This window comes from Streptomyces sp. NBC_00988, assembly GCF_045162645.1.
Taxonomy (GTDB): Bacteria; Actinomycetota; Actinomycetes; order Streptomycetales; family Streptomycetaceae; genus Streptomyces.
On the sequence record NZ_CP108730.1, the window covers coordinates 4,368,664 to 4,393,184 of the forward strand.

At 70.3% G+C, this 24,521-nt stretch carries 23 protein-coding genes and 1 tRNA gene; 12 read left to right on the forward strand and 12 right to left on the reverse strand.

Annotation, left to right across the window (positions count from 1 at the left end):
* Positions 1–49: 49 nt before the first annotated feature.
* The 3 genes from OG496_RS19890 to OG496_RS19900 all read left to right on the forward strand — a co-directional run bounded on the left by OG496_RS19890 (position 50) and on the right by OG496_RS19900 (position 4,259).
* Positions 50–1,678 (forward strand): alkaline phosphatase D family protein, encoded by a 1,629-nt coding sequence (locus OG496_RS19890; RefSeq protein ID WP_405971830.1) that lies wholly within the window; start codon positions 50–52, stop codon positions 1,676–1,678.
* A 98-nt stretch (positions 1,679–1,776) separates the two neighbouring features.
* Positions 1,777–3,699: an FAD/NAD(P)-binding protein gene (locus OG496_RS19895; protein WP_405976649.1), complete on the forward strand. Its 1,923-nt coding sequence runs from the start codon at positions 1,777–1,779 to the stop codon at positions 3,697–3,699.
* Positions 3,700–3,797: 98 nt separating this feature from the next.
* Entirely contained in the window at positions 3,798–4,259 is a 462-nt protein-coding gene (locus OG496_RS19900) for a DoxX family protein (RefSeq protein WP_366491391.1), read from the forward strand.
* Between the two features lie 51 nt (positions 4,260–4,310).
* Here OG496_RS19900 and OG496_RS19905 read toward each other — a convergent pair whose 3' ends face one another.
* Positions 4,311–4,850, reverse strand: a complete 540-nt coding sequence (locus tag OG496_RS19905) for a superoxide dismutase family protein (RefSeq protein ID WP_366491120.1) — start codon at positions 4,848–4,850, stop codon at positions 4,311–4,313.
* Between the two features lie 219 nt (positions 4,851–5,069).
* Between OG496_RS19905 and OG496_RS19910 the strand changes: the two genes are divergently transcribed.
* Complete coding sequence (locus OG496_RS19910; protein WP_366491119.1) at positions 5,070–5,711, forward strand: VTT domain-containing protein; 642 nt, start codon at positions 5,070–5,072, stop codon at positions 5,709–5,711.
* A 464-nt stretch (positions 5,712–6,175) separates the two neighbouring features.
* On the opposite strand, the gene OG496_RS19915 is transcribed toward OG496_RS19910, so the two are convergent.
* Positions 6,176–6,406: a DUF2277 domain-containing protein gene (locus tag OG496_RS19915; protein WP_405971831.1), complete on the reverse strand. Its 231-nt coding sequence runs from the start codon at positions 6,404–6,406 to the stop codon at positions 6,176–6,178.
* 117 nt (positions 6,407–6,523) lie between these two features.
* On the opposite strand from OG496_RS19915, the gene OG496_RS19920 reads away from it, so the two are divergent.
* Entirely contained in the window at positions 6,524–7,429 is a 906-nt protein-coding gene (locus OG496_RS19920) for a ketopantoate reductase family protein (RefSeq protein WP_405971832.1), read from the forward strand.
* A 31-nt stretch (positions 7,430–7,460) separates the two neighbouring features.
* Here OG496_RS19920 and OG496_RS19925 read toward each other — a convergent pair whose 3' ends face one another.
* Positions 7,461–7,961, reverse strand: coding sequence for a GNAT family N-acetyltransferase (locus OG496_RS19925; protein ID WP_405971833.1), 501 nt, complete (start codon positions 7,959–7,961; stop codon positions 7,461–7,463).
* Positions 7,962–8,211: 250 nt separating this feature from the next.
* Between OG496_RS19925 and OG496_RS19930 the strand changes: the two genes are divergently transcribed.
* Both OG496_RS19930 and OG496_RS19935 read left to right on the forward strand, forming a co-directional pair.
* Positions 8,212–9,378, forward strand: coding sequence for a hypothetical protein (locus OG496_RS19930; protein ID WP_405971834.1), 1,167 nt, complete (start codon positions 8,212–8,214; stop codon positions 9,376–9,378).
* Positions 9,379–9,467: 89 nt separating this feature from the next.
* Positions 9,468–9,818, forward strand: a complete 351-nt coding sequence (locus OG496_RS19935) for a hypothetical protein (protein ID WP_405971835.1) — start codon at positions 9,468–9,470, stop codon at positions 9,816–9,818.
* Positions 9,819–9,847: 29 nt separating this feature from the next.
* Here OG496_RS19935 and OG496_RS19940 read toward each other — a convergent pair whose 3' ends face one another.
* Together OG496_RS19940 and OG496_RS19945 are read right to left on the reverse strand one after the other, a co-directional pair.
* The gene (locus OG496_RS19940) at positions 9,848–10,192 is read right to left on the reverse strand and encodes a hypothetical protein (RefSeq protein WP_405971836.1); all 345 of its coding nucleotides are present in this window, start codon (positions 10,190–10,192) and stop codon (positions 9,848–9,850) included.
* A 57-nt stretch (positions 10,193–10,249) separates the two neighbouring features.
* Positions 10,250–11,140: an SDR family NAD(P)-dependent oxidoreductase gene (locus OG496_RS19945; RefSeq protein WP_405971837.1), complete on the reverse strand. Its 891-nt coding sequence runs from the start codon at positions 11,138–11,140 to the stop codon at positions 10,250–10,252.
* A gap of 134 nt (positions 11,141–11,274) precedes the next feature.
* Between OG496_RS19945 and OG496_RS19950 the strand changes: the two genes are divergently transcribed.
* Both OG496_RS19950 and OG496_RS19955 read left to right on the forward strand, forming a co-directional pair.
* Positions 11,275–11,748, forward strand: a complete 474-nt coding sequence (locus tag OG496_RS19950) for a MarR family winged helix-turn-helix transcriptional regulator (RefSeq protein WP_405971838.1) — start codon at positions 11,275–11,277, stop codon at positions 11,746–11,748.
* A 62-nt stretch (positions 11,749–11,810) separates the two neighbouring features.
* Positions 11,811–12,650 carry a hypothetical protein gene (locus tag OG496_RS19955; protein ID WP_405971839.1) on the forward strand — a complete coding sequence of 280 codons (840 nt, stop codon included), beginning with the start codon at positions 11,811–11,813 and terminating at the stop codon, positions 12,648–12,650.
* Here the strand turns inward: OG496_RS19955 and OG496_RS19960 are convergent.
* Together OG496_RS19960 and OG496_RS19965 are read right to left on the reverse strand one after the other, a co-directional pair.
* Positions 12,647–13,066: a hypothetical protein gene (locus tag OG496_RS19960; RefSeq protein WP_399395041.1), complete on the reverse strand. Its 420-nt coding sequence runs from the start codon at positions 13,064–13,066 to the stop codon at positions 12,647–12,649. The two genes, OG496_RS19955 and OG496_RS19960, sit on opposite strands and share 4 nt — an antisense overlap.
* A 260-nt stretch (positions 13,067–13,326) precedes the next feature.
* Positions 13,327–13,401 (reverse strand) — tRNA-Val (locus OG496_RS19965).
* Between the two features lie 192 nt (positions 13,402–13,593).
* Between OG496_RS19965 and OG496_RS19970 the strand changes: the two genes are divergently transcribed.
* Together OG496_RS19970 and OG496_RS19975 are read left to right on the forward strand one after the other, a co-directional pair.
* Positions 13,594–14,403 carry a DUF4097 family beta strand repeat-containing protein gene (locus tag OG496_RS19970; RefSeq protein WP_405971840.1) on the forward strand — a complete coding sequence of 270 codons (810 nt, stop codon included), beginning with the start codon at positions 13,594–13,596 and terminating at the stop codon, positions 14,401–14,403.
* Positions 14,404–14,474: 71 nt separating this feature from the next.
* Positions 14,475–15,866, forward strand: coding sequence for a hypothetical protein (locus OG496_RS19975; protein WP_405971841.1), 1,392 nt, complete (start codon positions 14,475–14,477; stop codon positions 15,864–15,866).
* A gap of 69 nt (positions 15,867–15,935) precedes the next feature.
* Here OG496_RS19975 and OG496_RS19980 read toward each other — a convergent pair whose 3' ends face one another.
* From OG496_RS19980 to OG496_RS19990, 3 genes are all read right to left on the reverse strand, one after another.
* Entirely contained in the window at positions 15,936–17,105 is a 1,170-nt protein-coding gene (locus tag OG496_RS19980) for an amidase domain-containing protein (RefSeq protein WP_405971842.1), read from the reverse strand.
* A 109-nt stretch (positions 17,106–17,214) separates the two neighbouring features.
* The gene (locus tag OG496_RS19985; RefSeq protein ID WP_366491104.1) at positions 17,215–18,495 is read right to left on the reverse strand and encodes a hypothetical protein; all 1,281 of its coding nucleotides are present in this window, start codon (positions 18,493–18,495) and stop codon (positions 17,215–17,217) included.
* Positions 18,496–18,538: 43 nt separating this feature from the next.
* On the reverse strand, positions 18,539–20,722 hold the full coding sequence (locus OG496_RS19990; RefSeq protein WP_405976650.1) for a transglycosylase domain-containing protein: 2,184 nt from the start codon (positions 20,720–20,722) through the stop codon (positions 18,539–18,541).
* 301 nt (positions 20,723–21,023) lie between these two features.
* On the opposite strand from OG496_RS19990, the gene OG496_RS19995 reads away from it, so the two are divergent.
* Positions 21,024–21,239 carry a zinc ribbon domain-containing protein gene (locus OG496_RS19995; protein ID WP_405971843.1) on the forward strand — a complete coding sequence of 72 codons (216 nt, stop codon included), beginning with the start codon at positions 21,024–21,026 and terminating at the stop codon, positions 21,237–21,239.
* Between the two features lie 20 nt (positions 21,240–21,259).
* Here the strand turns inward: OG496_RS19995 and OG496_RS20000 are convergent, their stop codons facing one another.
* Both OG496_RS20000 and OG496_RS20005 read right to left on the reverse strand, forming a co-directional pair.
* Entirely contained in the window at positions 21,260–22,063 is an 804-nt protein-coding gene (locus tag OG496_RS20000) for an HAD family hydrolase (RefSeq protein ID WP_405971844.1), read from the reverse strand.
* Positions 22,063–24,510 carry a phosphoribosyltransferase gene (locus OG496_RS20005; protein WP_405971845.1) on the reverse strand — a complete coding sequence of 816 codons (2,448 nt, stop codon included), beginning with the start codon at positions 24,508–24,510 and terminating at the stop codon, positions 22,063–22,065. The genes OG496_RS20000 and OG496_RS20005 overlap by 1 nt, the downstream gene beginning before the upstream one ends.
* Positions 24,511–24,521: the final 11 nt, after the last annotated feature.

Sequence of the window (24,521 nt, forward strand, 5' to 3'; positions counted from 1 at the left end):
AGGGCGAGCCGGAGGCGAGCCCGACCAGACAAGGGGCGGGTGATCACCTGTGGCCGGACTGAATCTTGGACCACTGCTTCGCTACGCCGACGGCTCGTCCGCGACCATCTGGGTCGAGGCGAGCCGTCCGTGCACCGCCGAGGTGCGTTGCGCGGACGGCGCCCGGGGCACCGCCCGGACCTTCCAAGTGGCGGGCCACCACTACGCGTTGGTGCCGGTGGAGGGCCTCACGCCGGGGACGTCGACACCGTACGACGTGTTCCTGGACGGTACGCGCGTGTGGCCGCTGCCCGACTCCCCCTTCCCGCCGTCCGTGATCCACACCCCGGACGCCGACGGTACGGTCCGTGTCGCGTTCGGTTCCTGCCGCTGGGCCGCGCCGCCCGCCGACGACCACGACCCGGTGGGCCCGGACGCCCTGGACACGCTGGCCTCGCGCATCGCCCGCGACCCGAAGGCCGAACGGCCGGACGTACTCCTCCTGTTGGGCGACCAGGTCTACGCCGACGAGGTCTCCGACGCGACCCGCCACTGGCTCTCCGCCCGCCGCGACCTGCGTGAGCCGCCGGGCAGCGAGGTCGCGGACTACGAGGAGTACACGCGCCTCTACTACGAGTCCTGGCTCGACCCGGAGATCCGCTGGCTGCTCTCCACCGTGCCGTCGTGCATGATCTTCGACGACCACGACGTCATCGACGACTGGAACACCAGCGCCGCCTGGCTGTCGGACATGCGGGCCACCCCGTGGTGGCGCGAGCGACTGCTCAGCGGCCTGATGTCGTACTGGGTGCACCAGCACCTCGGGAACCTCTCCCCCGCCGAACTCGCCGCCGATCCGCTCTACTTGGCGGTCCGGAACACCCCCGACGGCACCGACGAACTCCGCGCCTTCGCCTGCCGCGCCGACGCCGACCCGGCCACCGTCCGCTGGAGCTACCGGCGCGACTTCGGCCGCGTCCGCCTGCTGATGGTCGACAGCAGGGCGGCCCGCGTCCTCGACGAGCAGAACCGCGCGATGCTCGACCCCGGCGAGGCCGACTGGCTGCGCACCGAGGCACTGAAGGACCCCGGTTCCTACGACCACCTCCTCATCGGCACCTCCCTGCCCTGGCTGCTGCCCCACCTCATCCACGACGCCGAGTCCTGGGACGCGGCCCTGTGCCGGGGCGAACGGGGCGCCCGCTGGGCCGAGTTCGGCGAGAAACTGCGCCGGGCGGCCGACCTGGAGCACTGGGCGGCGTTCCCGGAGTCCTTCGAGAACCTGGCGGACCTGATCGCCGAGGTGGGGACGGGAGACGGGGCGCCGGCGTCGGTGCTCGTACTGTCGGGCGACGTACACCACGCGTACGTCGCGGAGCCCAAGTGGCAGACAGGCAGCCCGCGTTCGCGCGTCCTCCAGCTGACCTGCTCCCCCGTCCACAACTCCATCCCCCCTTACATACGCGTCGGCTTCCGCTTCGGCTGGAGCGCGGTCGCGCGCGGCCTGGGCCGCCGCCTCGCCCGGCACGGCCGTTGCCCGCACCCGTCGGTCAAGTGGCGCAAGACGGGCGGCCCTTGGTTCGGCAACCAGCTCATGACCCTGACGCTGCACGGCCGTTCGGCCCGGCTCCGGCTGGAGCAGGCGCGGGCGGACGGGACGCTGAAGACCGTGGAGGAGTCCCCGCTGACGCCCTCGTGACCTCGGTCGGGGCATGATGAGGCGGGCCGTCCGCTTTCCCAGTGGGCGGTCTGCTCCATTGCGCCCCCACACGCCCGGGAGTCACCCCTTTGTCTGCAGTGAACGCGTCCGACGGCGAACCGGCCCCCACCCCGGCCTCCGTCTCGGTCGCCGTGGTCGGCGCCGGTCCGCGCGGCACCAGCGTCCTGGAACGCCTCTGCGCCTCCGCGCCGGACCTCCTCCCGCCCGGCACCCGGCTCACCGTCCACGTCGTCGACCCGGCACCCCCGGGCCCCGGCCGCGTCTGGCGCTCCGCGCAGTCCCCCGAGCTGCTGATGAACACCGTGGCCTCCCAGGTGACCCTCTTCACCGACGCCAGCGTCGACTGCTCGGGCCCGGTCCGCCCCGGCCCGAGCCTGCACGAGTGGGCGCCCGCCGAACTGGGCCCGGACGACTACCCCACCCGCGCCCACTACGGCCGCTACCTGGAGTGGGTGTTCGCCCGCACCGTCCGCGAGGCCCCCGAGTCCGTCCAGGTCGCGACACACAGGGCACGCGCGGTACGCCTCGACGACACGACGGACGGCCACCAGGCCCTCACCCTGGACAACGGCCGTACCCTGTCCGCCCTTTCGGCCGTGGTCCTGGCCCAGGGCCACCTCCCGACGACCCCGGACACCACCCACCGCCGCCTCACCTCCTACGCCGACCGCCACGGCCTGCGCCACATCCCGCCCGCCAACCCGGCCGACGTAGACCTGTCCGTCGTACGGCCCGGCGAACCAGTCCTGTTGCGCGGCCTGGGCCTCAACTTCTTCGACCACACAGCCCTGTTGACGACAGGCAGAGGCGGCCGTTTCGTCCGCTTGGAGAACGGCGGTCTGCGCTACGTCCCCTCCGGCAACGAGCCCCGCCTGTACGCCGGTTCACGCCGAGGCATCCCGTACCAGGCCCGCGGCGACAACGCGAAGGGCCCCTACGGCCGCCACACCCCCCTCGTCCTCACTCCCGAGGCGATATCCGCCTTCCGCAAACGCGCCGACTCCGCCGAACCGCCCGAATTCCTCACGGAGATATGGCCGTTGGTGGCGAAGGAGGTCGAGACGACCTACTACACCGCGCTGCTACGGCCCTCCCGGCACCCGGAGTTGACGGAATTCACCGAGCGCTTCCTCGCCGTCCCGCACCGCGACCCCCAAGAGGCCCTGCTGCTCGACGAGTTCAGGATCGAGGCCGCCGACCGCTGGAGCTGGGACCGGCTGTCCCGCCCGTACACGGAAGCCGATCTCGCGCATCCCACCGCCTGGCGGGACTGGCTGCTGTCGTATCTGCGGGAGGACGCCGAGCACGCGGCGCTCGGCAATGTGGACGGCCCGCTCAAGGCGGCCCTGGACGTGCTGCGCGATCTGCGCAACGAACTCCGGCTGGTCGTCGACCACGGCGGTCTGGCCGGCGCCTCCCGCCGTGACCACCTGGACCGCTGGTACACGCCGCTCAACGCGTTCCTGTCCATCGGCCCGCCCCGGCGCCGTATCGAGGAACTGGCCGCGCTGGTGGCGGCGGGCGTGGTGGAGGTGCTCGGGCCGCGGCTGGAGGTGCGGGAGGCGGACGGCGCCTGGGTGGCGCGCTCCCCGGAGGTGCCGGGCTCGGCGGTACGTGTGACAACCCTCATAGAGGCGCGACTCCCCGAACCGGATCTGCGCCGTACCGCCGACCAACTGCTCGGCCGGCTGCTGAGGACGGGCCGGTGCCGGCCGCACACGGTGGACGGTTACGAAACGGGAGGACTCGACGTAACACCACGTCCGTACCGTCTGATCGACCGTCAAGGAGACGTCCACGCAAGGCTGTTCGCGTTCGGGGTGCCCACGGAGGGCGTGCACTGGGTGACCGCGGCGGGCGCTCGTCCAGGGGTGGATTCGGTCACGCTTTCGGATGCCGACGCGGTGGCAAGAGCGGCTCTACGTGCGGCGACGGCCGAACCGGAACCGCAAACGGAAGCTGAACAGTGGCCAAATGTTGAACTTGCAAGCATTGATTAGGTTCACCTAACGTTGATCGCTCACTCGGCTCGTCCCCCAGACCGGTCCGCGACCCGGACCGGCCCGACCGAAGGAGCACCCCCCACGTGACCCCTCACATCAACGGACGCCTCAACAGGGCCCAGCCGTACGCCGTCGGCCTGTTCCGGATCGTCGTCGGCCTGCTCTTCGCCTGCCACGGAGCGGCCTCGCTCTTCGGCATCCTCGGCGGCGCCGCCGGCACCGACGGCGGCACCCTCGCGGCGGGCACCTGGCCCGGCTGGTACGCGGCCGTGATCCAGCTCGTCGGCGGCACGTTCGTCCTGCTCGGCCTCGGCACCCGCGTGGCCGCACTGATCACCTCGGGCTCGATGGCGTACGCGTACTTCGACGTCCACCAGCAGGCGGCCCTGTGGCCGATCCAGAACGGCGGCGAGGCCTCGGCGATGTTCTGCTGGGCCTTCCTGCTGCTGGTGTTCACCGGGTCCGGCGCGCTGGGCGTGGACCGGCTGTTCGCGAAGCGGTCCGCCACGGCGGCCGGTGAGCGGACGACGGCGGATCAGGCGCCGGTAGCCGCCTGACCTACCGCGTGACTGGCCGGTGCCCCCTCCCAGGGGCACCGGCCGGTCGCGTCAGGGAGCCCAGCCGAACGGCACCGTGAAGCAGGCGGCGCGGGTGTGGCTGCCGGGCATGTCGTGGATGACGACGGAGGACGCCTCGCCCTGCCGGAAGCCCCAGTCGTGCCGGGCGCTCGCCTCGGCGGCGCCGTGCTCGTCGGCCGTGAAGTCGAGCCAGACCTCGTTGTCGGCGTTGGTGGCGGCCGGGTCCGTGGACGGCTTGTGCTGGAAGTGCCCGCCCGCGGCGGCCGGGTCGGCGCCGCAGGGCTTCTGGTGCACATGGACGCCGTACGCGTGCCCAGGCACCATCCCATCCACCTTGAGCCGCACGGTCGTAGCACCACCAACCGTGATGTGCTGACTCACCTGGATCCACGCGGCGGCGGGAACCAACTTGCTGTCGTACGTCACCGCCGCCGACGGCACCAGGGCGCCGACCGGAGCGAACCGGGCGTCCGTCCGCATCCAGTACCCGTCAGGAGCACCACTGCCTCCTCCTCCGCCGCTCGCCAGAAGAGCCGCGACGACGGCGCCCGCGCATATGCCTGCCACCATGATGTGTACCGTTCCTCACGTTCAGGTGCGTTTAGATCCCCTTTACGTTGCTACGGGATGCGAGCCCGCCCCGCCCCTCGGGACAGGGCAGCCGGGTGAACACGCTGTGCGGATCACACGCGCCCCCCGTGAATCTCCTGTACCCACCCAGGCGTACGCTGTATGGCTGTCACTGGCCGTCTTTGCCGCGGCCCACGGGGGAGTTCACGGGGAGACGCGTTGTTCGAGAGTGTGGGGTCGCTGACCGGCAGCCCATGGATCTACGCCATGGTCGCCCTGTCCGTACTCCTTGATGTGTTCCTGCCGGTTCTGCCGAGCGGTGTCCTGGTCATCGCGGCCGCGACGGCGGCGGCAGCGGGCACCGGCGCGGCGGCGGACGCCGTTCCCGTCCCGCACGAGGTCCCCAGCATCCTGGCGCTGATCGCGTGCGCCGCGACCGCGTCCGTACTGGGCGACCTCGTCGCGTACCGGCTGGCCTGGCGCGGCGGCGCCCGCCTGGACCGCGCGATCTCCCGCTCCCGCCGCCTCACCACCGCGCAGGAACGTCTCGGCCTGGCCCTGGCCCGCGGCGGCGGAGCCCTGGTCATCCTGGCCCGCTTCGCCCCCGCCGGCCGCTCGGTAGTCTCCCTCGGCGCAGGCGCCGCCCACCGCCGAGCCCGGGACTTCCTCCCCTGGTCGGCCCTGGCGGGCCTGTCCTGGGCGGCGTACAGCGTGGCCCTCGGGTACTACGGGGCACAGTGGCTGGGCGCGACGTGGCTGGCGACGGGGGTGTCGCTGGTGGCGTTGTTCGGGGCGGGGGCGGGGGCGGCGTTCGTGATGCGCCGGCAGCCGGGAGTGGCGGCGGAGGTCAGCGCCCCTTAGGGGGCGGGTTTGTTACGGCTCGGGGGCGCGGGTTCGTTTTGGATCGGGGGCGCGGGTCCGTTGCGGATCGGGGTGCGCGCCCGTTTCTCAGGGACGCGGCTCCGCTACGAGTCAGGGGCGCGGGTCCGTCTTTCAGGGGCGCGGGGCTGTATCAATGTGCAGCTCCGCCGCGCGGGCGCGACCAGCCCCCACCGGCCCGCGGATTCCTTACGGGCCAGAGCCACGCGTTCGTTTCCTAGGGGCCCGCGCGTTCACTACGGATCAGGGGCGCGCGTCCGTTCTTCAGGGGCGCGGGGCTGTATCAATGTGCGGCTCCGCCGCGCGGGCGCCACCAGCCCCCACCGGCCCGCAGATTCGCTACGGACCAGAGGCGCGCGTGGGTTTTTTAGGGGCGCGAGGCTGTATCAATATGCGGCTCCGCCGCGCGGGCGCAACCAGCCCCCACCGGGCCCGCGCTTTGATCACTACGCTCCCCGCGGAGTGCCCGCTCCCCTCACCTCAAGCCCGGCAAGCAGCTCGGCTGTGGCCTCGGCGATCACATCCACCGTGTGGTCGAAGACCTCGCGATTGTGCGCGGCGGGCGCCCGGAATCCGGAGACCTTGCGCACGTACTGCAACGCGGCGGCGCGAACCTCCTCCTCCGTGGCCTCGTCGGGCAGGGCGGGCGGTCGAAGCGTTTTGATACTGCGGCACATACGTCCAGTCTCCCGCGTCAGAAGCGATACCGCCGCTCCTCTCCCGAACACACCTGCGATGATCCCCTCCGAGGCGGCCACCGTTCACGGGGCCGACCGACGAGAGGACGCGACAACATGGCGAACAACGAACTCACCGTGGCGGTACTGGGCCCCGGCGGCGTAGGCGGCCTGCTCGCGGCGCTGCTGTCCCGCGCCGGCCACCGGGTGATCTGCCTGGCCGGAGAAGAAACGGCCGACACCCTCCGTACGAACGGAATCCGGGTCCACAGCGCCCGCTTCGGCGACTTCACGGCCCCGGTCGAGGCGGACACGGAACTGCGCGAACCGGTAGACGCCTGCCTGATCACGGTCAAGGCGACGACTCTGGACGGGGCCCTCACCCGAGTCCCGGCGAAGACCCTGGGTGACGGCCTCCTCGTCCCGTTCCTGAACGGCGTAGAACACCCGACGCACCTCCGCGCCCACTACACCCCCACCCAGGTCGCCCCCGCGATCATCCGGGTCGAGTCAACTCGCACCGCCCCAGGGGTGATTGAGCACGGCAGCCCGTTCGCGGAGATCGACCTGACAGGCGACACGGTCCCCCGTGACCGCCTGGACACACTGGCGGCAGCCCTGCGCGCGGCCGGCCCCAAGACCCAGGTCCTGCCCGACGAAACGGCCGCGCTCTGGGCCAAGATGACGTTCCTGGCCCCTCTCGCCCTCCTCACCACCCGCTACGCCCTTCCCCTGGGCGACGTACGCACGCGCCACCGCGAGGAGTTGACGGCCCTGCTGGAGGAGACGGCGGCGGTGAGCCGCTCGTACGGCGGCCCGTCGGACCCGAAGGGGGCACTCGCGCGCTACGACACCTTCCCTCCGCAGACCAAGTCGTCGATGCAGCGCGACGCGGAGGCGGGCCGCCCGCTCGAACTGGACGCGATCGGCGGGGCGTTGCTGCGGGCGGCGGAACGGCAGGGCATCACGGTGCCGGTAACAGCAAGGCTGGTAAGGGAGTTGGAGATTCCGACCACCAACTGACGGACGGGTCCCCGTCAAACGGCCGGCGGGATCACCCTTGGAGGTCGACCCGCCAGTCGTTGGAGGTCATCCAGCACCCCTTGGGGTACTCGAACTCCACCTCACCGAGCAGGGTGAACCCGGCTTTCCGGCACACCGAGTTCGACGCGGGATGGCCAAGGCCCGGAAAGGCATGCAGATACCGGTGCCGCCCATCGGCCCGCGCCACGTCGACAACGGCACGGGCCGCCCGGGCAGCGAGCCCGCGCCCCTGGAACTCGGGCAGGACACCCCACCCGGCCTCCCACACCGACTCGCCCCGCCACTCCCGCTCCCAGAACCCGATCGAGCCGACGGTCTCCCCGCTCCCCGCCAACTCGACCCGGTACATGCGCCCCCGCTCCAGCCCGACATACCGCCGATGCCGGGCATCAAGCTGCGCCGCGCTCTCGGGACCGCCCAAGTGCGCGGTCATCTCAAGGCTGTTGTTCCGCTCCAGCAACCAGAAGTCACCCTCACCCCAGGGCTGAAGCCGTACGAGTTCCACGTCCATGCCGAGCACACTAGGCGGCCCCACTGACACTCGGCTCACACCGCACACGGCCGGCCCCGCGCCCCGACATGAACGCGGAACGGTCCCCGGAGGTATGGCGGATGACCGCCGCATGCCTGTTCCGCGTAGACCTCGACCAGTTCGGTTCTCGCCGTCCGGAGCACGCAACCCGCGCCACATGCCGTGGGTCGGACTGGTGTGGTGGCCGGGTGACGGCCCTCGCGTCGCTTCGAGAAACGGTGGTTCCGCCATGTCAGAAGAGCACGACGAGGACCAGTCCGCAGCACGGCCCGGCGACCGGAGCCGGCGCCTGCGGCGGCGGGCCGCCGCGGTGGCCGGTGCGGTCGGCATCGCGCTCGTCGGGGTGGTCGGGGCACTGCTCGGGCCCTGGGGCGACGCCACACCCGGCGCACGGGACTCCCCCGCGACGCCGACGTCCGTCCCCACGTCCAGGGCCGACCTGCTCGCCACGCTCACAGCCCTGCTGCCCGAGGGCAGGGTCACCGAGCGGAAGGAAATGGGCGCGGAAACCGGTCCGGACGCGGAGGTCGTCTACGACGACGGCAACGGCCCGGCGGCCATCGGCATCGGCCTCACCAGCTTCGAGCCGGGCGTCCAGGCCGAGATGACCATCGGCTGCCCGGACACGACCCAGACCGAGTTCGACAGTTGCGTCACCAGCGAGCTGCCCGACAAGACGCGGATCACGTTGCTCAAGACGTACACAGATCCCACTGACCGGCGCACGGACACCAAGGTGTGGTCGGCCGCCCTGCTCACCCCGAGCGGACAGTACATCTCCGTCACCGAGTGGAACTCCACCGCCGGGTACGGCGCTCCGGTCAGTCGGGCCGAACCACCGCTGTCCGGTGCCCAGTTGAAGAAGCTGGTCACGTCCGAGGTGTGGCGGCGGGCCGTCGGCCCCTATGACGAGGGCAAGAGGAAGGAGTGGGCGGCGGCGCCCACGCCGAGCGAGGACGGCGGGCTGACCGGGGGCGCCGTCCTGGACACCCTCGTCCCGCTCCTCCCCAAGAACGTCCAGGTGTTGTACGAGGACGAGGACTACCCGTGCGTCTTCGTCCACGACGGCAGGACCAACAACGTGGCCGAGATCGACAGCACGGTACGGGTCGACATCCAGCACGTCATGCCGACCACGGCCGACGAGTTGTACGGCGCCGACGCCGAGACCCTGCCCGACGGCACCAGGGTCACCACCCGCCAGGAGTCCGGTGACAAGGGGGTCGCGGCCAGCGCGCTGTGGACCGTCGACACCGTGCGGACCGACGGTCTCCGTGTCGTGATCAGCGCCTACAACCCCGGCCACCACGGCACGCCACGCCTACCGACCCCGGCTCTCACGATGGAGCAGCTCCGGGAGATCGCACTCAGCCCGCAGTGGGACCAGTACCGCTAGTCGCTCCGGACACCGGCCCCGCAAACCCGATCGTGTGAAGTCCCCCAAGGAACTCGCGACTCAAATTCGAACAGGCGTAGCATTAGCGCGTGGCTACGACCTATGACTTCCCGAGTGACCTCCTCGCCGGTCAGGAGGAGCTGCATCAGGTCCGAAACGAGCTGTCGGCCCTGCTGAAGCGGCTGCCCTGGTCGGTCGAGCCCCTGGACGGGTTCAGCGACGTGGGCGGCTGGCGCAAGGTGGAGCGCCCCGCGTCGCCCGGCTGGACGCCCGACGAACAGGCCGAGGTGGAGAAGCTCCGGCAGCGCGAGCACGAACTCGCGGTCTTCGTCAGCGGCCACCGCTTCTGGACGGAGGTCGCGGCGACGGAGCGCGTGGAGACACGCATGAAGCTGAAGCACGCCCACGAGACGCCTCCGGCGGACGACAAGGGCGACTGAGGGGACCAGGGCAGCTCCGCCGCCCTCAACTACGGCTTTCGCAGCGCCCGTTGGGCCACCAACAGGACCGTCACGGCCCCCACGGCACCGGCACCGACAGCCCGGAAGCCGCGTGTCGAACGCCACGACAACACCGACCACCGCGACTGCGCGGACAACACGGACCCCGTACTCAGCCACGACCCGGCCGAGACCAACGACAGGGCCGAGCCGATCGACCCGACCGACAGCGCGCTCCCGATCGACCCCACGGACAGGCTCGACCCGACGGACCCGATGGACAGCACCGACCCCACCGAGCCGATCGACAACACCGAGTCCTTCGACCACAGGGACAACACGGAGCCCGAGGCGGTCGTGCCAGGTTCGCTCATGCGCCCATCCTGCCCATCACCCCCGGAAACCGCGAGACCGCCGCACGAAGCCGCCGTTCAGAGGCCGTGCGGACGACGGACACCCTGGACCAGTTCGGCCGTGGCCTTCCACAGCGCCCCCTGAACGGCTTCGCCGCGCCCCGCCTCAGGGCAGCGCAGAGCCTTCGCACCCTTGGCGGCGAAGTACCCGCCGGCACTCTCGGCGAACGCGGGATCGGGGTCGGTCGCGAGCTTCACGATGATGTCGGAACCGTGCTGGGGATCGCCGATGTGCAGCGAGGTGAGAACCTTCTCCAGGGCTCCGGCGAGGGGCAGTTCGCGTCCCAGACCGGTGGTGTTGAACCCGGGGCAGCAACAGGTGACGGCGACCCCCGAACCCTTCAGCCGGCGCCCGAGTTCCTGCGTGAACATGATGTCCATCAGCTTGGAGCGGCCGTAGAGCAGGCTCGAACCGCGACGCGTGAACTCCGCCGTATCGGTCAGGTCGGCGGGCAGGTCGAGGACACCGGCTCGCGTCGAGGCCCGGGAGGCGACGGTGACGATCCGGGCGGGCGCGGACGCCGCGAGCCGTTCGCGCAGGGCGTCGGTGAGGACCCAGGGCGCGAGATAGTTCACGGCGGTCATCTCGGCGTAGCCCTCGGAGGTGACCCGCTGGGAGAAGGCGTGCAGGCCCGCGTTGTTGATCAGTACGTCGATCCGCGGATACCGGGCGGCGATCTCCTCGCCGGCCCGTCGCACCTCGGCGAGCAACGACAGATCCGCCAGGAAGACATCCACGGAGGCGCCCGGCACCAGCCGCCCGATCTCCTCCCGCAACGCGTCCGCCTTCGCCCGACTGCGGGCGACGACACCGAGACGGACACCACGCCGAGCCAGCTCGAACGCGGCGAGCCGACCCATACCGTTCGTCGCACCGGTCATGACGATCACGGGCGGCTGGTCAGCCATGCGATCAGCCATACGATTCGCCTCCTGGCCGTATTATTGAGGTACCTCATCAAGTCCACGAACAACGTAACACTCGATGAGGTACCTCACCAATGAAGCCCGAAGGAAACGACGGAAACGAGGACCGAGGAACAATGACGGCGCGCGACCACACCCCGACCACCGCCCCCGCCCCCACTCCCGCCAAGGTCGGGCTGCGCTATCTGTCCCTCGCACACCACCTGCGCAAGACGGTCGACGACACCATGACGGCCGCCGGTCTCTCCCTCGCCCGCACGAAGGTCCTCCAGGTGCTCGAACTCCGGGGCTCCGTACGCCAGTCGATACTGGCGCAGGAGTTGGGCCAGGCCCCCCGGTCGGTCACCCAGTCCGTCGAGGCGCTGGAGCGCGAGGGGTTGATCGAACGGACGCCGGACCCCGAAGACGGCCGGTCGAAGCTGATCCACCTCACACCGAAGGGCGCCAAGGCACTGACGGCGGGGACGGCGGCCGGAGAGGAGGCTCTACGGAAAGCCCTGGGCCCGTTGGGACACGACCGACTGGCAGCACTGGACCGCCTCCTGGACACGATCGAGGCGGGCCTGCCGACTCCCCTGCGACAGCCGTGACACTCGCCATGGCCTCAACTCCCCACTCCGGCAAGGGAAGTGTCAGGGTTAGCCTGACGGTCATGACCGATGCCGAAGACGCGTCCTCCATACCCGTACCGGCCTCACCCGAGCTCCACAGGCTGTCGCCGCGCGACGAGTCACGCGTGGCCCTGGCCCTGACGCTCCGTCAATTGGCCGACGCCGTACTGGATGCCGTACCGGTCGAGCCGGACCCCGCGCCGGGTGACCTGCTCCGTACCGCCCTGAAGCTCCAGCGTCGTATGGACGACGTCGTACGGGAGGCGGTGGTCGCCGAGCGCGAACGCGGCACCACGTGGAACCAGATCGGTGACGCCGCCGGCATCACCCGGCAGTCCGCCCACGAGAAGTGGTACAGCGACGTCCACGGCTGGGCGGCCATCGGACGCAGCGCCCTGCCGCCGGAACTGAAGACGCTGGAGGTGGCGGCCGAGGCGGACGCCCGCTACGCCAGGCTGCGCCCCGACCGGCCGCACGCGGTCACCTCGGGCCTGGACGCGATCCGCTACCCCGGCTCCCACGCCTACGAGGCCAGCCTGCGCGCCCGCGGCTCCGCCCTCCACCTCCGCCGCACGGACCTGGACGCCCGGGCCACCCAACTCAACGACGAATACGGTGAGTTGCACGCCCACGGCCCGACCTCCGCCCCCATCGGAGACGACCCACTCCTGATCGAGACCCACCGCGGCCACGCGGACGCGGTACGCGCCAACCGGCTCGCCATCGCCGCGGTCCACGACGAGATATCCGCCATCTACGACGAACTCACCACCGCGGAACCCTCGTTGGCGGACGAACACCACACCCAGTCCACCTGGCACCACAACGCCGCGGACCAGGCCCGCAGTTACGCCGACCTCCTCAACGGCAGGACGAGCTAAAGCTGATCCCGCCACCACGGCACGCCGAGACCGCCGACCTGAATGGCCTTGGCCCGCATCAGGATCTTGTCGTCGAGGGCGGAGACGAGGGCACGCAGTTCTCGTGCGCTCTTCGTGGGCAGGGCGTGCAGCACGGCTTCGAGGTGATCGCGGAAGTACCCCATGTCGCAACAGCCGGGAATGCCACACCGGTTGGCGGTCACCGGGTCCGCGATCAGCCTGAGCGGCCCGTGGGCAAGGGCCTTCCAGTGCCAGAACGCCTCGGCGGTCTCGGCGGGCAGGAAACGGGAGCGTTCGAGCCGCCGCAGATCAGCCGTGCAGGAGCCCGACAGGCGGTCGATGGACGGATACCGTCGTCGGCTCGCGTGCCGGACGGGGACTTCGCCTCGCAGGGCGGACGGGCGCCTACGCGGCACTGCCCTTTCGGTTGTCGGTCATGAGGGCAAGGTACAGAACCGCACATCAGGCAGCCACCGGGTTTCCGTCCGGCACACGGTTGCCCTGGGGGCGGCCACGATTGGACCGGGCCGGGTCTCCCGGGCGGGTCCGGATGGTCGGTGACAATCCGGTGGCCGATGTCGCCGGTGCCCAGGCCCTCGGGATCCCCGCGGACCCCGGCCACGGAAAGAGGCCTCCCGGAGATCTCTCCGGAAGGCCTCTGACCTGCTGCTTATCCTGGTGGGCGCGGACGGTTTCGAACCGCCGACATTCGCCTTGTAAGGGCGACGCTCTACCCCTGAGCTACGCGCCCAGGACGAGTCGACAGCCTACATTGCCGGGGGGCCTGTCCTGCAAACCCGTATCCCCACGGAGAGATCCCGGGGGTTTACCCCACCCCGAGTCCGGGAGCGCACCGGATGCCCCCGCAGCGCGCCGCTCTCTACGGTCGAAGGGCGCCGTAGGAGTCACCGGGACTCCGCGTCCGTCCCAGGGGGAAATCACCGTGACCCGCACCGGCACCCACACCCGTAGCCGCGCTCGCACCCGCACCACCCGCGCCCTCACCGCCACCGGCACCCTCGCCCTGCTCCTCCTCACCGCCACCGCCTGCGGTACCGCGTCCGCCGGGGACGACAAGCACCCCGATCACCGCACCTTCGCCCTGGCCGGTCGTACGCTCACCATCGACTCCGACGACTCCGCGCTGGAAGTCGTCGCCGCGGACTCGAACCCGGCCGGGAAGATCGAGGTCACCCGGTGGTGGCAGGGGAGCGTGGCGATCGGGTCGGATCCCAAGGTGACCTGGGTGATGAAGGGCGACCGGCTGGTGCTGCGGACGAAGTGCTCCGGGGTGATCGCCGACTGTTCGGTCAAGCACCGGATCGAGGTGCCGCGCGGGGTCGCCGTGAAGGTGGAGGACGGGGACGGGAGTGTGCGGGCCCGGGGGTTCGCGGACGCGCTCAGCATCCGTACGCACGACGGGTCCGTCCACGTGACCGACTCCACCGGGCCGCTGACCCTGCACAGCGGGGACGGGTCCGTGCACGCCGAGGTGTCCTCCCGGCAGGTGCGGACGACCACCGGTGACGGATCGGTGCACCTCGAACTCGGCGCCGTACCCGACCTGGTGGAGGCCGACAGCGGCGACGGGTCCGTGACGATCGCGTTGCCCACGGGCGCCGCCGAGTACCGCGTGACCACCAAGACCGGCGACGGATCGGTGGATGTGTCGGTGCCCCGGGACTCGTCGAGTTCTCATGTGGTGACCGCCCACACCGGCGACGGGAAAGTCACGGTGCGGAACGCGAACTGACCGGCCCGTGTGTTCGTCCTCTACCGGTGGGAGAATGACAACGGTCAGGATGGAAGACACGGGAGAGGGATGTGACGGCGACACCAGCGCAGCCGTATTCGCCGCTCACACGGCCGCGGCACGGCAGCGCCACCGCCCGTGCCGCTCTCGACACCCTCGCGGTGATGAGCCTCCCGCTGCTTCTCGGTGTGCTCGCTCTCCCCGCCACGTTCGCCGGCGGCGGGACCCGGCGCTGGTTCGGCGGGCGGGCCGAGAGTCAGCGGGCCGAGGCGCAGGCGGCGAAGGACGCCGCGGCGGCCGCGTTCTACGAGCTGGACACCGCCCAGCGGGATCTGCGGATCTCGATAGACACCATCACCGCGGTCGACGACACGCCGGCCGCCCGCCGCGCGGTCACCGACTTCGAGGCGCTCGGCCGCCGCATCGACGAGGCCAGCGGCCGGTACATCAACGCCGTCGACGCGCACGACCTCGACCGCGACGACCTGGAGGCCGCGGCAGCGAACCGTGCCCGTACCGAACTGACCGCAGCCAAGGACCAGTTGGGCCAGGTCAAGCAGGAGCTGGACCGGTTCGAGAGCGGGCTCGGGCCGTTGCTCGGCAAGGCCGAGACCCAGCTCGCCCGGCTGGCGCCCGCCGTCGAGCGCGCCCGGCAGGCACTGCTCGCGGCCAGCAACGCCCTGGACGCCGTCCGCGCGTCGGGGCTGCGCGCCGACGCTCTGGCCGCCCGGCTCGCCGCGCTCGGGCCGGAGCTGACCAAGCTGAACCAGGGCGCCGGGCAGCACGGCGTACCGCAGACGCTGGAGCGGGCCACGCAGGTCGCCCGGGAGGCGGAGGCCATCCGGGCCGAGGCCGACGGGCTGCCCGAGCGGGCCGCCGAGATCGACCACCGGCTGGTCTCCCTCCGCACCCGCGCCCAGGCGCTCACCACCCGCGCCGGTCAGGTCGACCCGGTACTCAGTGAACTGCGGCGGCGGTTCTCGGCCGCCTGCTGGCAGGACCTTCAGCACGTTCCCGACCAGGCCGGCGAGAACGTACGGCAGGCCGAGCTGAAGCTGAAGGAGGCGCAGGCCGCCCGGGACGCGCAGCGCTGGCCGGACGCCACGTCCCTGCTGTCGACCGTACGGGCGCTGCTGAACACCACCGACGAGGCCGTGTCGGCCGCCGGTGACCGGCTGCGCCGGCTGAACGCCGTACAGAAGGACCCCCAGCAGGAGATCGACCGCACCCGCTTCGCGATCCGCGACGCCCAGCGCCTCGCGATGTCCGGCCGCACCACACCCGAACCGCGCCACGCCCGCCCCCTCGACGACGCCGTAGCCCGCCTCGACCGCGCGATCACCACGCTGGAGGGCCGCCACCCCGACTACTGGCACTTCCTGACGGAGACCGAGTCCGTACGGCAGTCCGTGGCCAGGGTCGTCAGCCAGATCCGCGAGGAACGCGGGACCCCCGGACACTGAACGCGCACCGGCCCCCCGTCGCGTACCGAAGCGACGGGGGGCCGGTGAAGCTCTGCCTGACTACGGACCTCAGGTGCGGTACGCGTAGTAGTACGCGTTCGGGTACGACGCGATGAGGCTCGCCACCGACCTGCGCAGGGTGTTGTTCGAGTGGTACGTGACGTACGGGACGCCATTGCTCTTGGCCGTCACGATCATCGTGTGGTCCTTGGCGCCGTCGCGGTCGAAGTCCATCTGGAGGACGTCGCCGACCTCCAGCTGGTAGACGTTCGCCAGCGGGGTGGTGCGCTTGGAGTTCTGCGCGAACCAGGACCACTCGTTGACGCCGACGAAGGAGTCCGACTGGATGTCCGCGGTGCCGAACCACTTCGTGTAGTCGTAGACATAGCCCGGGACGTGCTTCCAGCCGCCGGCCTTCAGGGACTGGCTGACGAAGTTGGTGCAGTCGCCGCCGTCCGCGTGGCCGTTGAAGTCCGGGTAGTCCGTGTTGTAGACGTTCCAGTACTTCTCGGCGTAGGTCGCCATCGCCTTGTAGTCGTACGTCGTGCTCGTCTTCGGGACCGCCACCGGGTTGCGGGTGGTGGCCGCGCGCGGCGCGTCCGGCGTGGTGTTGCCGTCGTCGGCCGGGGCGGGCGACGCCTTGACCGCGGGCTTGGCCACCGTGTTGACGGCGAGGCCGCCGGTGTCGGTGTCCTGGATGTTCAAGAGCTGCCAGGTGCCCTGCTGGTCGGCCTTGAAGGTCAGTTCGTGGTGGGCCTGGAAGCCGGTGGTCTTCGGCTCGTTCCCCGTGGCCTTCGCGTACGTCAGCGTGGTCGTCTCGGTGACGTCGGCCTTCGCGGTCCGGCCGGTCACCCGGGTCGCGTCCAGCGTCACCTTGGTGGCGCCCGTGCTGTACGTCTCGCCGAGCTTCGCGATGCTGCTCTGGCGGCCGCGCAGCTGGCTCAGCGCCGACTTCTCGTCGCGCGACTGGGTGCTGGAGAGGCGGACGTCGCCGGAGAAGCGCGAGGTGCTCTGCTTCGTCGTGGCCCCGTGGACGAGCGCCTGGGTGCGGTCGGTGAAGACCGCATCGGCCAGCTTCTGGAAGGTCGCCTTGGTCGCGGCGTTCACGGTCGGGTCGTCGACGACGGCAGCGCCCGCGCTCCAGTTGGGCACGAGGGCGACGCCGGCGACGACCGAGGCGGCGGCCGCCGAGATTATGGCCGTACGGCTCCGCTTACGGCTCAGTTTTCTGGATTTCAATGGTGTTCCCCTCTACGCCGGTACGCCTACCGGGCGAGGGCATCTTCGCACGCCATGTGTGGCTCCTGTGAAGGGGGTTGCACTTGGTCAGTTCACCAGTCCCGAGAGGTCACTTGACCACCGTGGACCAGTCCGGCGACTGGGCCGGGTCCAGGCTGCGCAACTGCTGCAAAGTCTGGGGCGACTGAACGTCCATCCAGTCCGAAAGCTCCTTGAAGGACACGCACTTGACGCCCTTCTTCGTGCAGATCCTCGGGATGATCTGGTCGATGGCCTTCATGTAGATGCTGTCGTTCCAGTTCTCGAAGTGGTTGCCGATGAAGAGGGGCGCCCGGCTGCCGTAGTAGACGCGGTTGAAGCCGGCCATGTACGAGTCGACGGTCTTCTTCTCCCAGTCGGCGAACTTCGAGGGGTCGCCCTGGGTGGCGCCGCCCGACTGGTTGTAGAGGAAGTTGAAGTCCATCGACAGGGCCTGGATGTTGTCCCCGTAGGGGAGCAGTTCGAGCGGGAAGTCCCAGAGGCCGTCCTTCTTGGTGGGCCATATCTGGAAGTCGCCCGGGGAGCTCGCGTCGTAGCGCCAGCCGTAACCCTTCAGCGCCTTCAGGAGGTTGGGCTGGCCCTCCAGGCAGGGGGCGCGGCCGCCGACGACCTCCTTCTTGAAGTCGAAGGGCAGGGCCGGGATGTCGGTGTAGCCGGTGTTGGTCTTCCAGTTCTCGACGAAGGAGAAGAACTGGTCGATCTCGCTCTTCCACTGCGCGACGCTCCAGTCACCGCCGCCCTTGGCCTCGCAGAAGTGGCCGTTGAAGTGGGTGCCGATGTCGTTGCCCTGCTCGTAGGCCAGGCGGAGTTGCTCCAGCGTGTCCCGGATGTGCTGGTCGGTGGGGAAGTCGATCGCGGCCGAGCCCACCGGGTGCATCGGCGGGTGGTAGAGGTCCCTCTTGCTCTTGGGCAGCAGATAGATGCCCGTGAGGAAGAAGGTCATGTGGGCGTTGTACTCCTTCGCCATCTCCCGGTAGTGCGAGAAGAGTTTGTCGTCCCCCTGCAGCGCCCCGTCCCAGGAGAAGACCACGAACTGAGGTGGTTTCTCACCGGGCTTGAGCGGTACGGCCTTCAACTGGTCCTTCTGCGGCCCCGTGTACGAGGTCGAGCCGTCCCCCAGCACCTGCGTCTTGCCGTCCCACACGGGTTCCTTGGTCGACTTGGGCTCGGCGTTCTTGCCGGCCGACGCGGTCGGCGTCGTGTTGTCCCGGTTCAACGCCAGGTACCCGGTCACCAGTGAGGCGACGACAAGGAACACGGCCAGGGTGAGGAACCCCGGCTTCGGGGTACGACGGCGCGGTTCAGGGGCTCTGCGGCGGCGGCCGGACGGTGCCTTCGTCGGGGGCTTCATGGGCGGCTCATTCTGCGAGGAGGTGGCGGGGTCGCTGCGGTGGTCAGCCGAGCGGGGTCATGGCTCTCGACCAGATGCCGTAGGGGACGTCGGTGACTGGGGTGCCGGAAACTCCCTTCAGGGGCAGGGGTTCCAGGCTCTTGCTCAGATCGATGCGGTAGACGACGACGGCGGTCGACACGGACTCGGCCGTGCCGACGTACCAGGCCGCGGTGTCGTCCTGCGTGGTGCCGGTCTTGCCCGCCACCTCGGTTCCGGCGGTCTGGGCCGCGGTGGGATGCGCGAGGCCGAAGGAGTCCGTGAGCGCCTCCGTCACCTCGCTCGCGGTGGTCCTGCTCATCGCCCGGACCGGCTCCGTCCGCTCCAGGGCGACCGTGGCACCGTTACGGGTGATACGGCGGACCGAGTACGGCTCGGTGTGGACGCCCCCGGCGTCGAACGTGCCGTACGCGCTCGCCATCCGCAGCGCGCTGGGCGTGGCGTTGCCCAGCGACAGCGCGGGTACCTGCGCCCCGAAACTGGAGGACAGCAGTCCGGCGTCCTCGGCGGTCTTCCGTACGGTCGTCAGGCCGGTGTCCATGCCCAGCTGCATGAACGGGGTGTTCACGGACTGGGCGAGGGCCTGGCGCAGACTGATCTGCCCGTAGGACTTGTTGCCGTCGTTGTGCGCGGCGACCTTCTTCCCGCTGCGGTCCCAGTACGGCCCCTCGGGTGTAGTGACCGGCACGGCGTCGTCCCCGTCGTACAGCGTGTCCGGGGTGACCGAAGTCGGCGGTCTGCCACGGGTCTTGGTGACTCCGTGCTCCAGAGCGGCCGCGTAGACGAACGGCTCGAAGGCCGAACCGGCGGGCACCGTCGTGGAGTTGGAGTCGTTGTAGCCCTGCGTACGGTGGTCGGGGCCGCCGTAGACGGCGAGGATCCGGCCGTCGGAGGCCACCGAGGAGGCGCCGTAGTGCGCGGTCTTCGCCGTGTCGGCGTTCTTCTTCCGCGCGTCCTTGCGGGCCTTGTTCACGGCGTCCGTCAGCTCGGTCTCCCGCTTGCGGTCGAACGTCGTGTAGATCTGGTAGCCGCCGAGGTCGAAGTCCTTGTCCGAGATGTGCGCGGTCTTCTTCACGTACTGCGTGGCCAGTTCGACCAGGTAGTCGCTCTGCTTGCCGGTGTCGTAGGTCTTCGACTGCTTGAGCGGCTCGGGGAAGGTCTTGTACTTCGCGCGCTCGGCCGGCGACAGCTTTCCGATCTTCACCATGCGGTCGAGGATCCACGACCAACGGGCCACCGCCCGGGCGTGGTTGGCCTTGCTGAGCGTCGGGTCGTAGAGGCCCGCGCCCTTCAACAGCGAAGCCAGGAAGGCGCCTTGGCTGGCGTTGAGCTGGCTGACGTCCTTGCCGTAGTACGCCTGCGAGGCGCGCTGCAGGCCGTAGGTGCCGCGGCCGAACCAGCTGGTGTTGAGATACCCCTCCAGGATCTTGTCCTTGCTCATCTTGTTGTCGAGCTTGAGGGAGATCATCGCCTCGGTGAACTTGCGGCTCACCGTCTGGTTCTGGGTCAGATAGACGTTCTTGACGTACTGCTGGGTGATCGTCGAGCCGCCCTCGGTGTCCCCCTCGCCGACCGTGCGGTACAGGGCGCGGGCGATGCCCTTCATGGAGATGCCGGGGTCGCTGTAGAAGCTCTCGTTCTCCGCGGCGAGCACCGCCCAGCGGACGTCGGTCGGGATGTCCTTCAGCGGCATCGCCTGCCGCTGCACCCAGCCGGTCCGGGCCATGGGCGTCCCGTCGGACCAGAAGTACACGTTGTCCTGCTGGGTGGCGTACGTGTTGAGGTTCGAGGGGATGTCGGTGGTCGCGTAGGCGACGACCAGGAACAGTCCGCTGAGTCCTACGGCGGCGAGGGCACCCCCGAGCCACTGCCGCCAGGAGGGTATCCAGCGGCGCCAGTCCGTACGGCCGGGGCGCGGATACACCGGGCGCAGCTTGCGGACGTACGGCGTGAGGAAGGTCACCACCGGGACGAGGCGGGCGATGACCGGAGCGAAGCGTGGACCGAGGGCTGCGGCGAGGCGGGAGAGACGGCTGCGGAGGGACGCGCGGTGGGCTTTGCGGCCCCGGTGGCGTACCGGTTTCGTCTCCCCCTCGGGTATCTCCGGCGCCTCCGGTATCTCCAGGTCGGACAACCGCAGCTGCATGGTCTCGTCCGGCCTGAACCCGGCGGGGAGCTTCAACTGCATGGTCTCGTCCGGTGCCTGGCGCTCCTCCCCGTCCCCCTCGTGGGTCACGACGCGACTCCCCTCCGCACTCCGTATTGCTCGCACAGGCAGACGCATTGACGTACGAGGGTCTGAAAAGGTTGCCGTGAACACGACTGCAAATCCCGGTTCCCCCCGGCCTCACAGATCACGCGGCGCACTCAAATTACCAGTGGTCTTCGCAAGTTCTCCATATAAGAAAACGACAGAACAGGACACAGCCGAAACCTTCATGAAAAAACAAGGTGCCGCACTCATGTGGCAGTGGGGCTAGCCTGCTGTCATGCCTCGCTACGAGTACCGCTGCCGCACGTGCGGATCCACGTTCGAACTGAGCCGGCCCATGGCGGAGTCCTCCGCGCCGGCGGACTGCCCCGCGGGCCACGCCGACACCGTGAAGCTGCTGTCGGCTGTGGCGGTGGGGGGTACGTCCTCCGCCCCCGCGGCCGGAGGTGGCGGCGGGGGCGGCGGTTGTTGTGGGGGCGGGTGCTGCAGCTAGGCGGATACAGCCCCGCGTCCCTAGGGGGTTGCCCTCAGGAACTCCTGGAGGATCCGTTCGCCCGCCAGGACGCCGCGCTCCGGTAGAGCCGTGACGTTGGGGGCCGTCCAGGCCTCGTCCGCCAACTCTCCGTGGCCTGGGCGCCAGGCCTTGTCTGCTGCCAGCAGCAGGTCGGCGTCCAGCAGGGAGTCGCCGGCTGCCAGGGTCAGGGTGGCGTTGGTGCGGTGGGCCACCTCTCGCATCGCCGCGCTCTTGGTGAGGGGCTTGGGTACGGCGTAGATCTTGCGGCCCTGCAACGACACCGTCCAGCCTCGGTTCTCCGCCCAGACCGCGAGCTCCTTCACCCACTCCTCCGGGAGCAGCTCGCGCTCGACGACGAGGTAGGCGAAGAGGTCCTCGGCGATGCGGTGCTTGCGGACCCAGGCCGGGTCGGCGGAGTCGGCCAGGTGCTGCCGGACCTCCTCCAGCGGCGCGCACTCGGCGGCCAGCTTCGCCTGTACCCGGGCGTGCCAGTCCTCGTCGGTCACGCCGTCGACGAGGAGGTGGCCGCCGTTGGCGCAGATCGCGAACTTCGGTTCCGGGCCTGGCAGGTTGATGCGCTGGTACTGCTTGCGGGTGCGGGTGGTGGTCGGCACGAAGACGGCCGCGTCACCGAGTTCGGTGAGCAGTCCGGCCGACGTCTCCGTCATGAAGGACAGCGGCCTGCTCTCGTGCACCTCGACGCAGAGCAGCCGGGGCGCCCGCGCGTCCGGCATGGTCAGGGCGAGGGCGGCCGAGGAGTAGATGAGCGTACGGTCGAGGTCGCTCGCGACGAGTACCGGCATCAGACCGCCACCGCCTTGCCGTCGGCGCCGGTCGCACCGCGCGTGTACTTGGGGTGGATCAACCCCACGCAGGTGTACGGCAGTTCGGCCACTTCCTCGACCGGTACGCCCCGCTGCTCGGCGAGCAGTCTGACGTGGTCGAGGTCGGCACCCGCACCGGCCCGCGCGAGGATCTTCCAGGGCACCCGGCGCAGCAGCACCCGGGTGGTCTCGCCGACGCCGGGCTTGACGAGGTTCACGTCGTGGATGCCGTACTCCTCACTGATCCGCTCGACTGCCGCCCAGCCCTCCCAGGTCGGGGTCCGGTCGGCGGCCAGCAGTTCCTTGGCGAGGACGGTCACCGCGTCCGACACCTCCGGGAAGCGGGCGGCCACGGCGTCCAGGAAGTCCACCGAGACGTCCACGCCGGCGAGTTCGCGGTAGAACTTCGCGCCGTGGAAGTCGTGCGGGCCGACCAGGTCCGAGCGGAGCACCGTACGCGAAATCAGCCCCGACACGGTCGAGTTGAGGCAGGCGGAGGGGATGAGGAAGTCCTCGCGGGTGCCGTACGTCTTCACGCACGAACCCGGGTCGGCGAGCACCGCGATCTCCGGGTCGAAGCCGGTGATGCCGTCGGACTCCTCGAACTCCCTGACCGCGTCGGCGAGTTCGCGGGTGATCGCGCCCTTGCCGGTCCAGCCGTCGACGAACACGACGTCGGCGGGGTCGTGGTGGGCGGCGAGCCAGCGGAGCGCGTTGGCGTCGATGCCCCGGCCGCGCACGATCGACACGGCGTAGTGCGGGAGGTCGAGACCGTGGCGGTACTGGGCCCAGCGGCGCATCAGGACGCCGACAGGGGTGCCTGCGCGGGCGAGGGAGACGAGCACGGGGTGCGGTGAGCGCTCGGCGAGGACGAGTTCGGTGACTGCCCCGACGGCCAGCGCGAGTCGCCCGGCGGCCTCGTCCAGGGCGGTGTGGAACAGCTGTTGATACTGCTCGCTCGGCTGGTACTCCACCGGCAGCGACTCCGCGTAGTGCGCGCCGCCGCTCTGGATGGCCTCCTCGCGCTCCTCGGTCGGCGCCTCCAGCGTCACGTCCGAGAGGTCCTGCAGCAGCCAGCCGACCTCTTCCGGCGCGTACGAGGAGAAGGCGGGGCCGCGGAGGGGGTCGGGGAGCATGGGGGGCCTTTCGGGGACGTACGAGGGCACCACCGCGAGGACGACGTGCGGGGTGTGTTCGGCGAGCCTCGCCAACAGGCCGTCCGGGGCGTGGAGTTCGGGGGTGTCGGCGGTGTCGTCGATCACGGCGACCACGGCGTCGAAACCGGCGCCGGCAATGTTGTAGGCGTAGCGGTCGCCCGGGCCGTCCGCGGGGGTGTCGTGGGCCGGGAAGGTGAGGCGGGTGCGGATCGCGTAGCCGGGGTCGTCCACCGCGAGGACGGGTGAGCGGGTGGTCGTGGAGTAGGTGACGCCGGCGTCCACGACCTGTTCCAGCTCGCGGGCCAGCCTCAACGGGGCGTACATCAGCTCTTCGAACCCGAGGATGTGCACACGGTGCGCGTCTTCCGGGAGCGCCTCGGCCAGGCGGGCTGCCATCGCGGGGAGGGCAGCTTCCAGGCGTATTCGGTGCGCGGGGGTGAAGCCGTGTCTTCCGCCGTCGGGGAGGTTTCTGGGCCAGCGGAGTTCGACTCGGGTGATGCGGTTGTCGGTCGGGGGCGGGCCGGTGGGGACCGCAGACGGCTCACTAGCCGTTTCGTACCGCGCCACCAGCTCCTGCCCCTTCTCCAGCACCCCCTCCGGCAGGCTCACCGTGCCCGAAGCCGCCGTCACCAGGTCCACCCTCGCGCCTATCTCCGCCGCGAACTCGTCCAACCGGCCCGCGTCCGCCGCCGAACGCATGTCGACCAGGGCAACGACCACATACCGGTCACGCGGATAACGCTCGTGCAGGTCGCGGATCGTGTTCAGGACCGTGTTGCCGGTGGAGAACTCGTCGTCGACCAGGACCAACGGGCCCTCGCCGGCCAGCAGTTCGGGGTTCTCGGGGAGGAGGAGGTGGGACGTCGCGTGGGAGTGGGACTCCTCGAAGCCGCCTGCCGTGGCCACGCCGGCGACCGGGCGGCGGGTCGAGTGGAGATAGGGGGCGAGGGCGATGCCGTCCGCCACCGCGTGGCCGAGGCCCGTCGCGGTCTCCGCGTAGCCGAGGACCACCGCACGGGCGCACTCCTCCGTGCCGAGGAGTTCGCGTACCCGGCGGCCCAGCGTGAAGCCGTAGCCGTACACGATCGACGGGGACTGGGGGACGTGCTTGCCGAGTACGTTCGACACGAGCAGGTGGGCTCGCTTGGGGTTGCGGCGGAGGGCCAGGCCCAGGAGGTCGGTCAGCTCGGGGTCGCCGAGCAGTTCGACACCGAGCCGCTCCGCGACCCAACTGCCCGACCAGACCCCGTCGTTCACTGCCTTGTTCATACGTCCCTTGC

What these genes read in the sequence shown, in the direction of transcription:
- OG496_RS19905 (WP_366491120.1), bottom strand. Translation starts at nt 4,850, where the DNA reads ATGGTGGCAGGCATATGCGCGGGCGCCGTCGTCGCGGCTCTTCTGGCG.
- OG496_RS19915 (WP_405971831.1), bottom strand. Translation starts at nt 6,406, where the DNA reads ATGTGCCGCAGTATCAAAACGCTTCGACCGCCCGCCCTGCCCGACGAG.
- OG496_RS19920 (WP_405971832.1), top strand. Translation starts at nt 6,524, where the DNA reads ATGGCGAACAACGAACTCACCGTGGCGGTACTGGGCCCCGGCGGCGTA.
- OG496_RS19925 (WP_405971833.1), bottom strand. Translation starts at nt 7,961, where the DNA reads ATGGACGTGGAACTCGTACGGCTTCAGCCCTGGGGTGAGGGTGACTTC.
- OG496_RS19930 (WP_405971834.1), top strand. Translation starts at nt 8,212, where the DNA reads ATGTCAGAAGAGCACGACGAGGACCAGTCCGCAGCACGGCCCGGCGAC.
- OG496_RS19940 (WP_405971836.1), bottom strand. Translation starts at nt 10,192, where the DNA reads ATGAGCGAACCTGGCACGACCGCCTCGGGCTCCGTGTTGTCCCTGTGG.
- OG496_RS19945 (WP_405971837.1), bottom strand. Translation starts at nt 11,140, where the DNA reads ATGGCTGACCAGCCGCCCGTGATCGTCATGACCGGTGCGACGAACGGT.
- OG496_RS19950 (WP_405971838.1), top strand. Translation starts at nt 11,275, where the DNA reads ATGACGGCGCGCGACCACACCCCGACCACCGCCCCCGCCCCCACTCCC.
- OG496_RS19955 (WP_405971839.1), top strand. Translation starts at nt 11,811, where the DNA reads ATGACCGATGCCGAAGACGCGTCCTCCATACCCGTACCGGCCTCACCC.
- OG496_RS19985 (WP_366491104.1), bottom strand. Translation starts at nt 18,495, where the DNA reads ATGAAGCCCCCGACGAAGGCACCGTCCGGCCGCCGCCGCAGAGCCCCT.
- OG496_RS19990 (WP_405976650.1), bottom strand. Translation starts at nt 20,722, where the DNA reads ATGCAGTTGAAGCTCCCCGCCGGGTTCAGGCCGGACGAGACCATGCAG.
- OG496_RS19995 (WP_405971843.1), top strand. Translation starts at nt 21,024, where the DNA reads ATGCCTCGCTACGAGTACCGCTGCCGCACGTGCGGATCCACGTTCGAA.
- OG496_RS20000 (WP_405971844.1), bottom strand. Translation starts at nt 22,063, where the DNA reads ATGCCGGTACTCGTCGCGAGCGACCTCGACCGTACGCTCATCTACTCC.
- OG496_RS20005 (WP_405971845.1), bottom strand. Translation starts at nt 24,510, where the DNA reads ATGAACAAGGCAGTGAACGACGGGGTCTGGTCGGGCAGTTGGGTCGCG.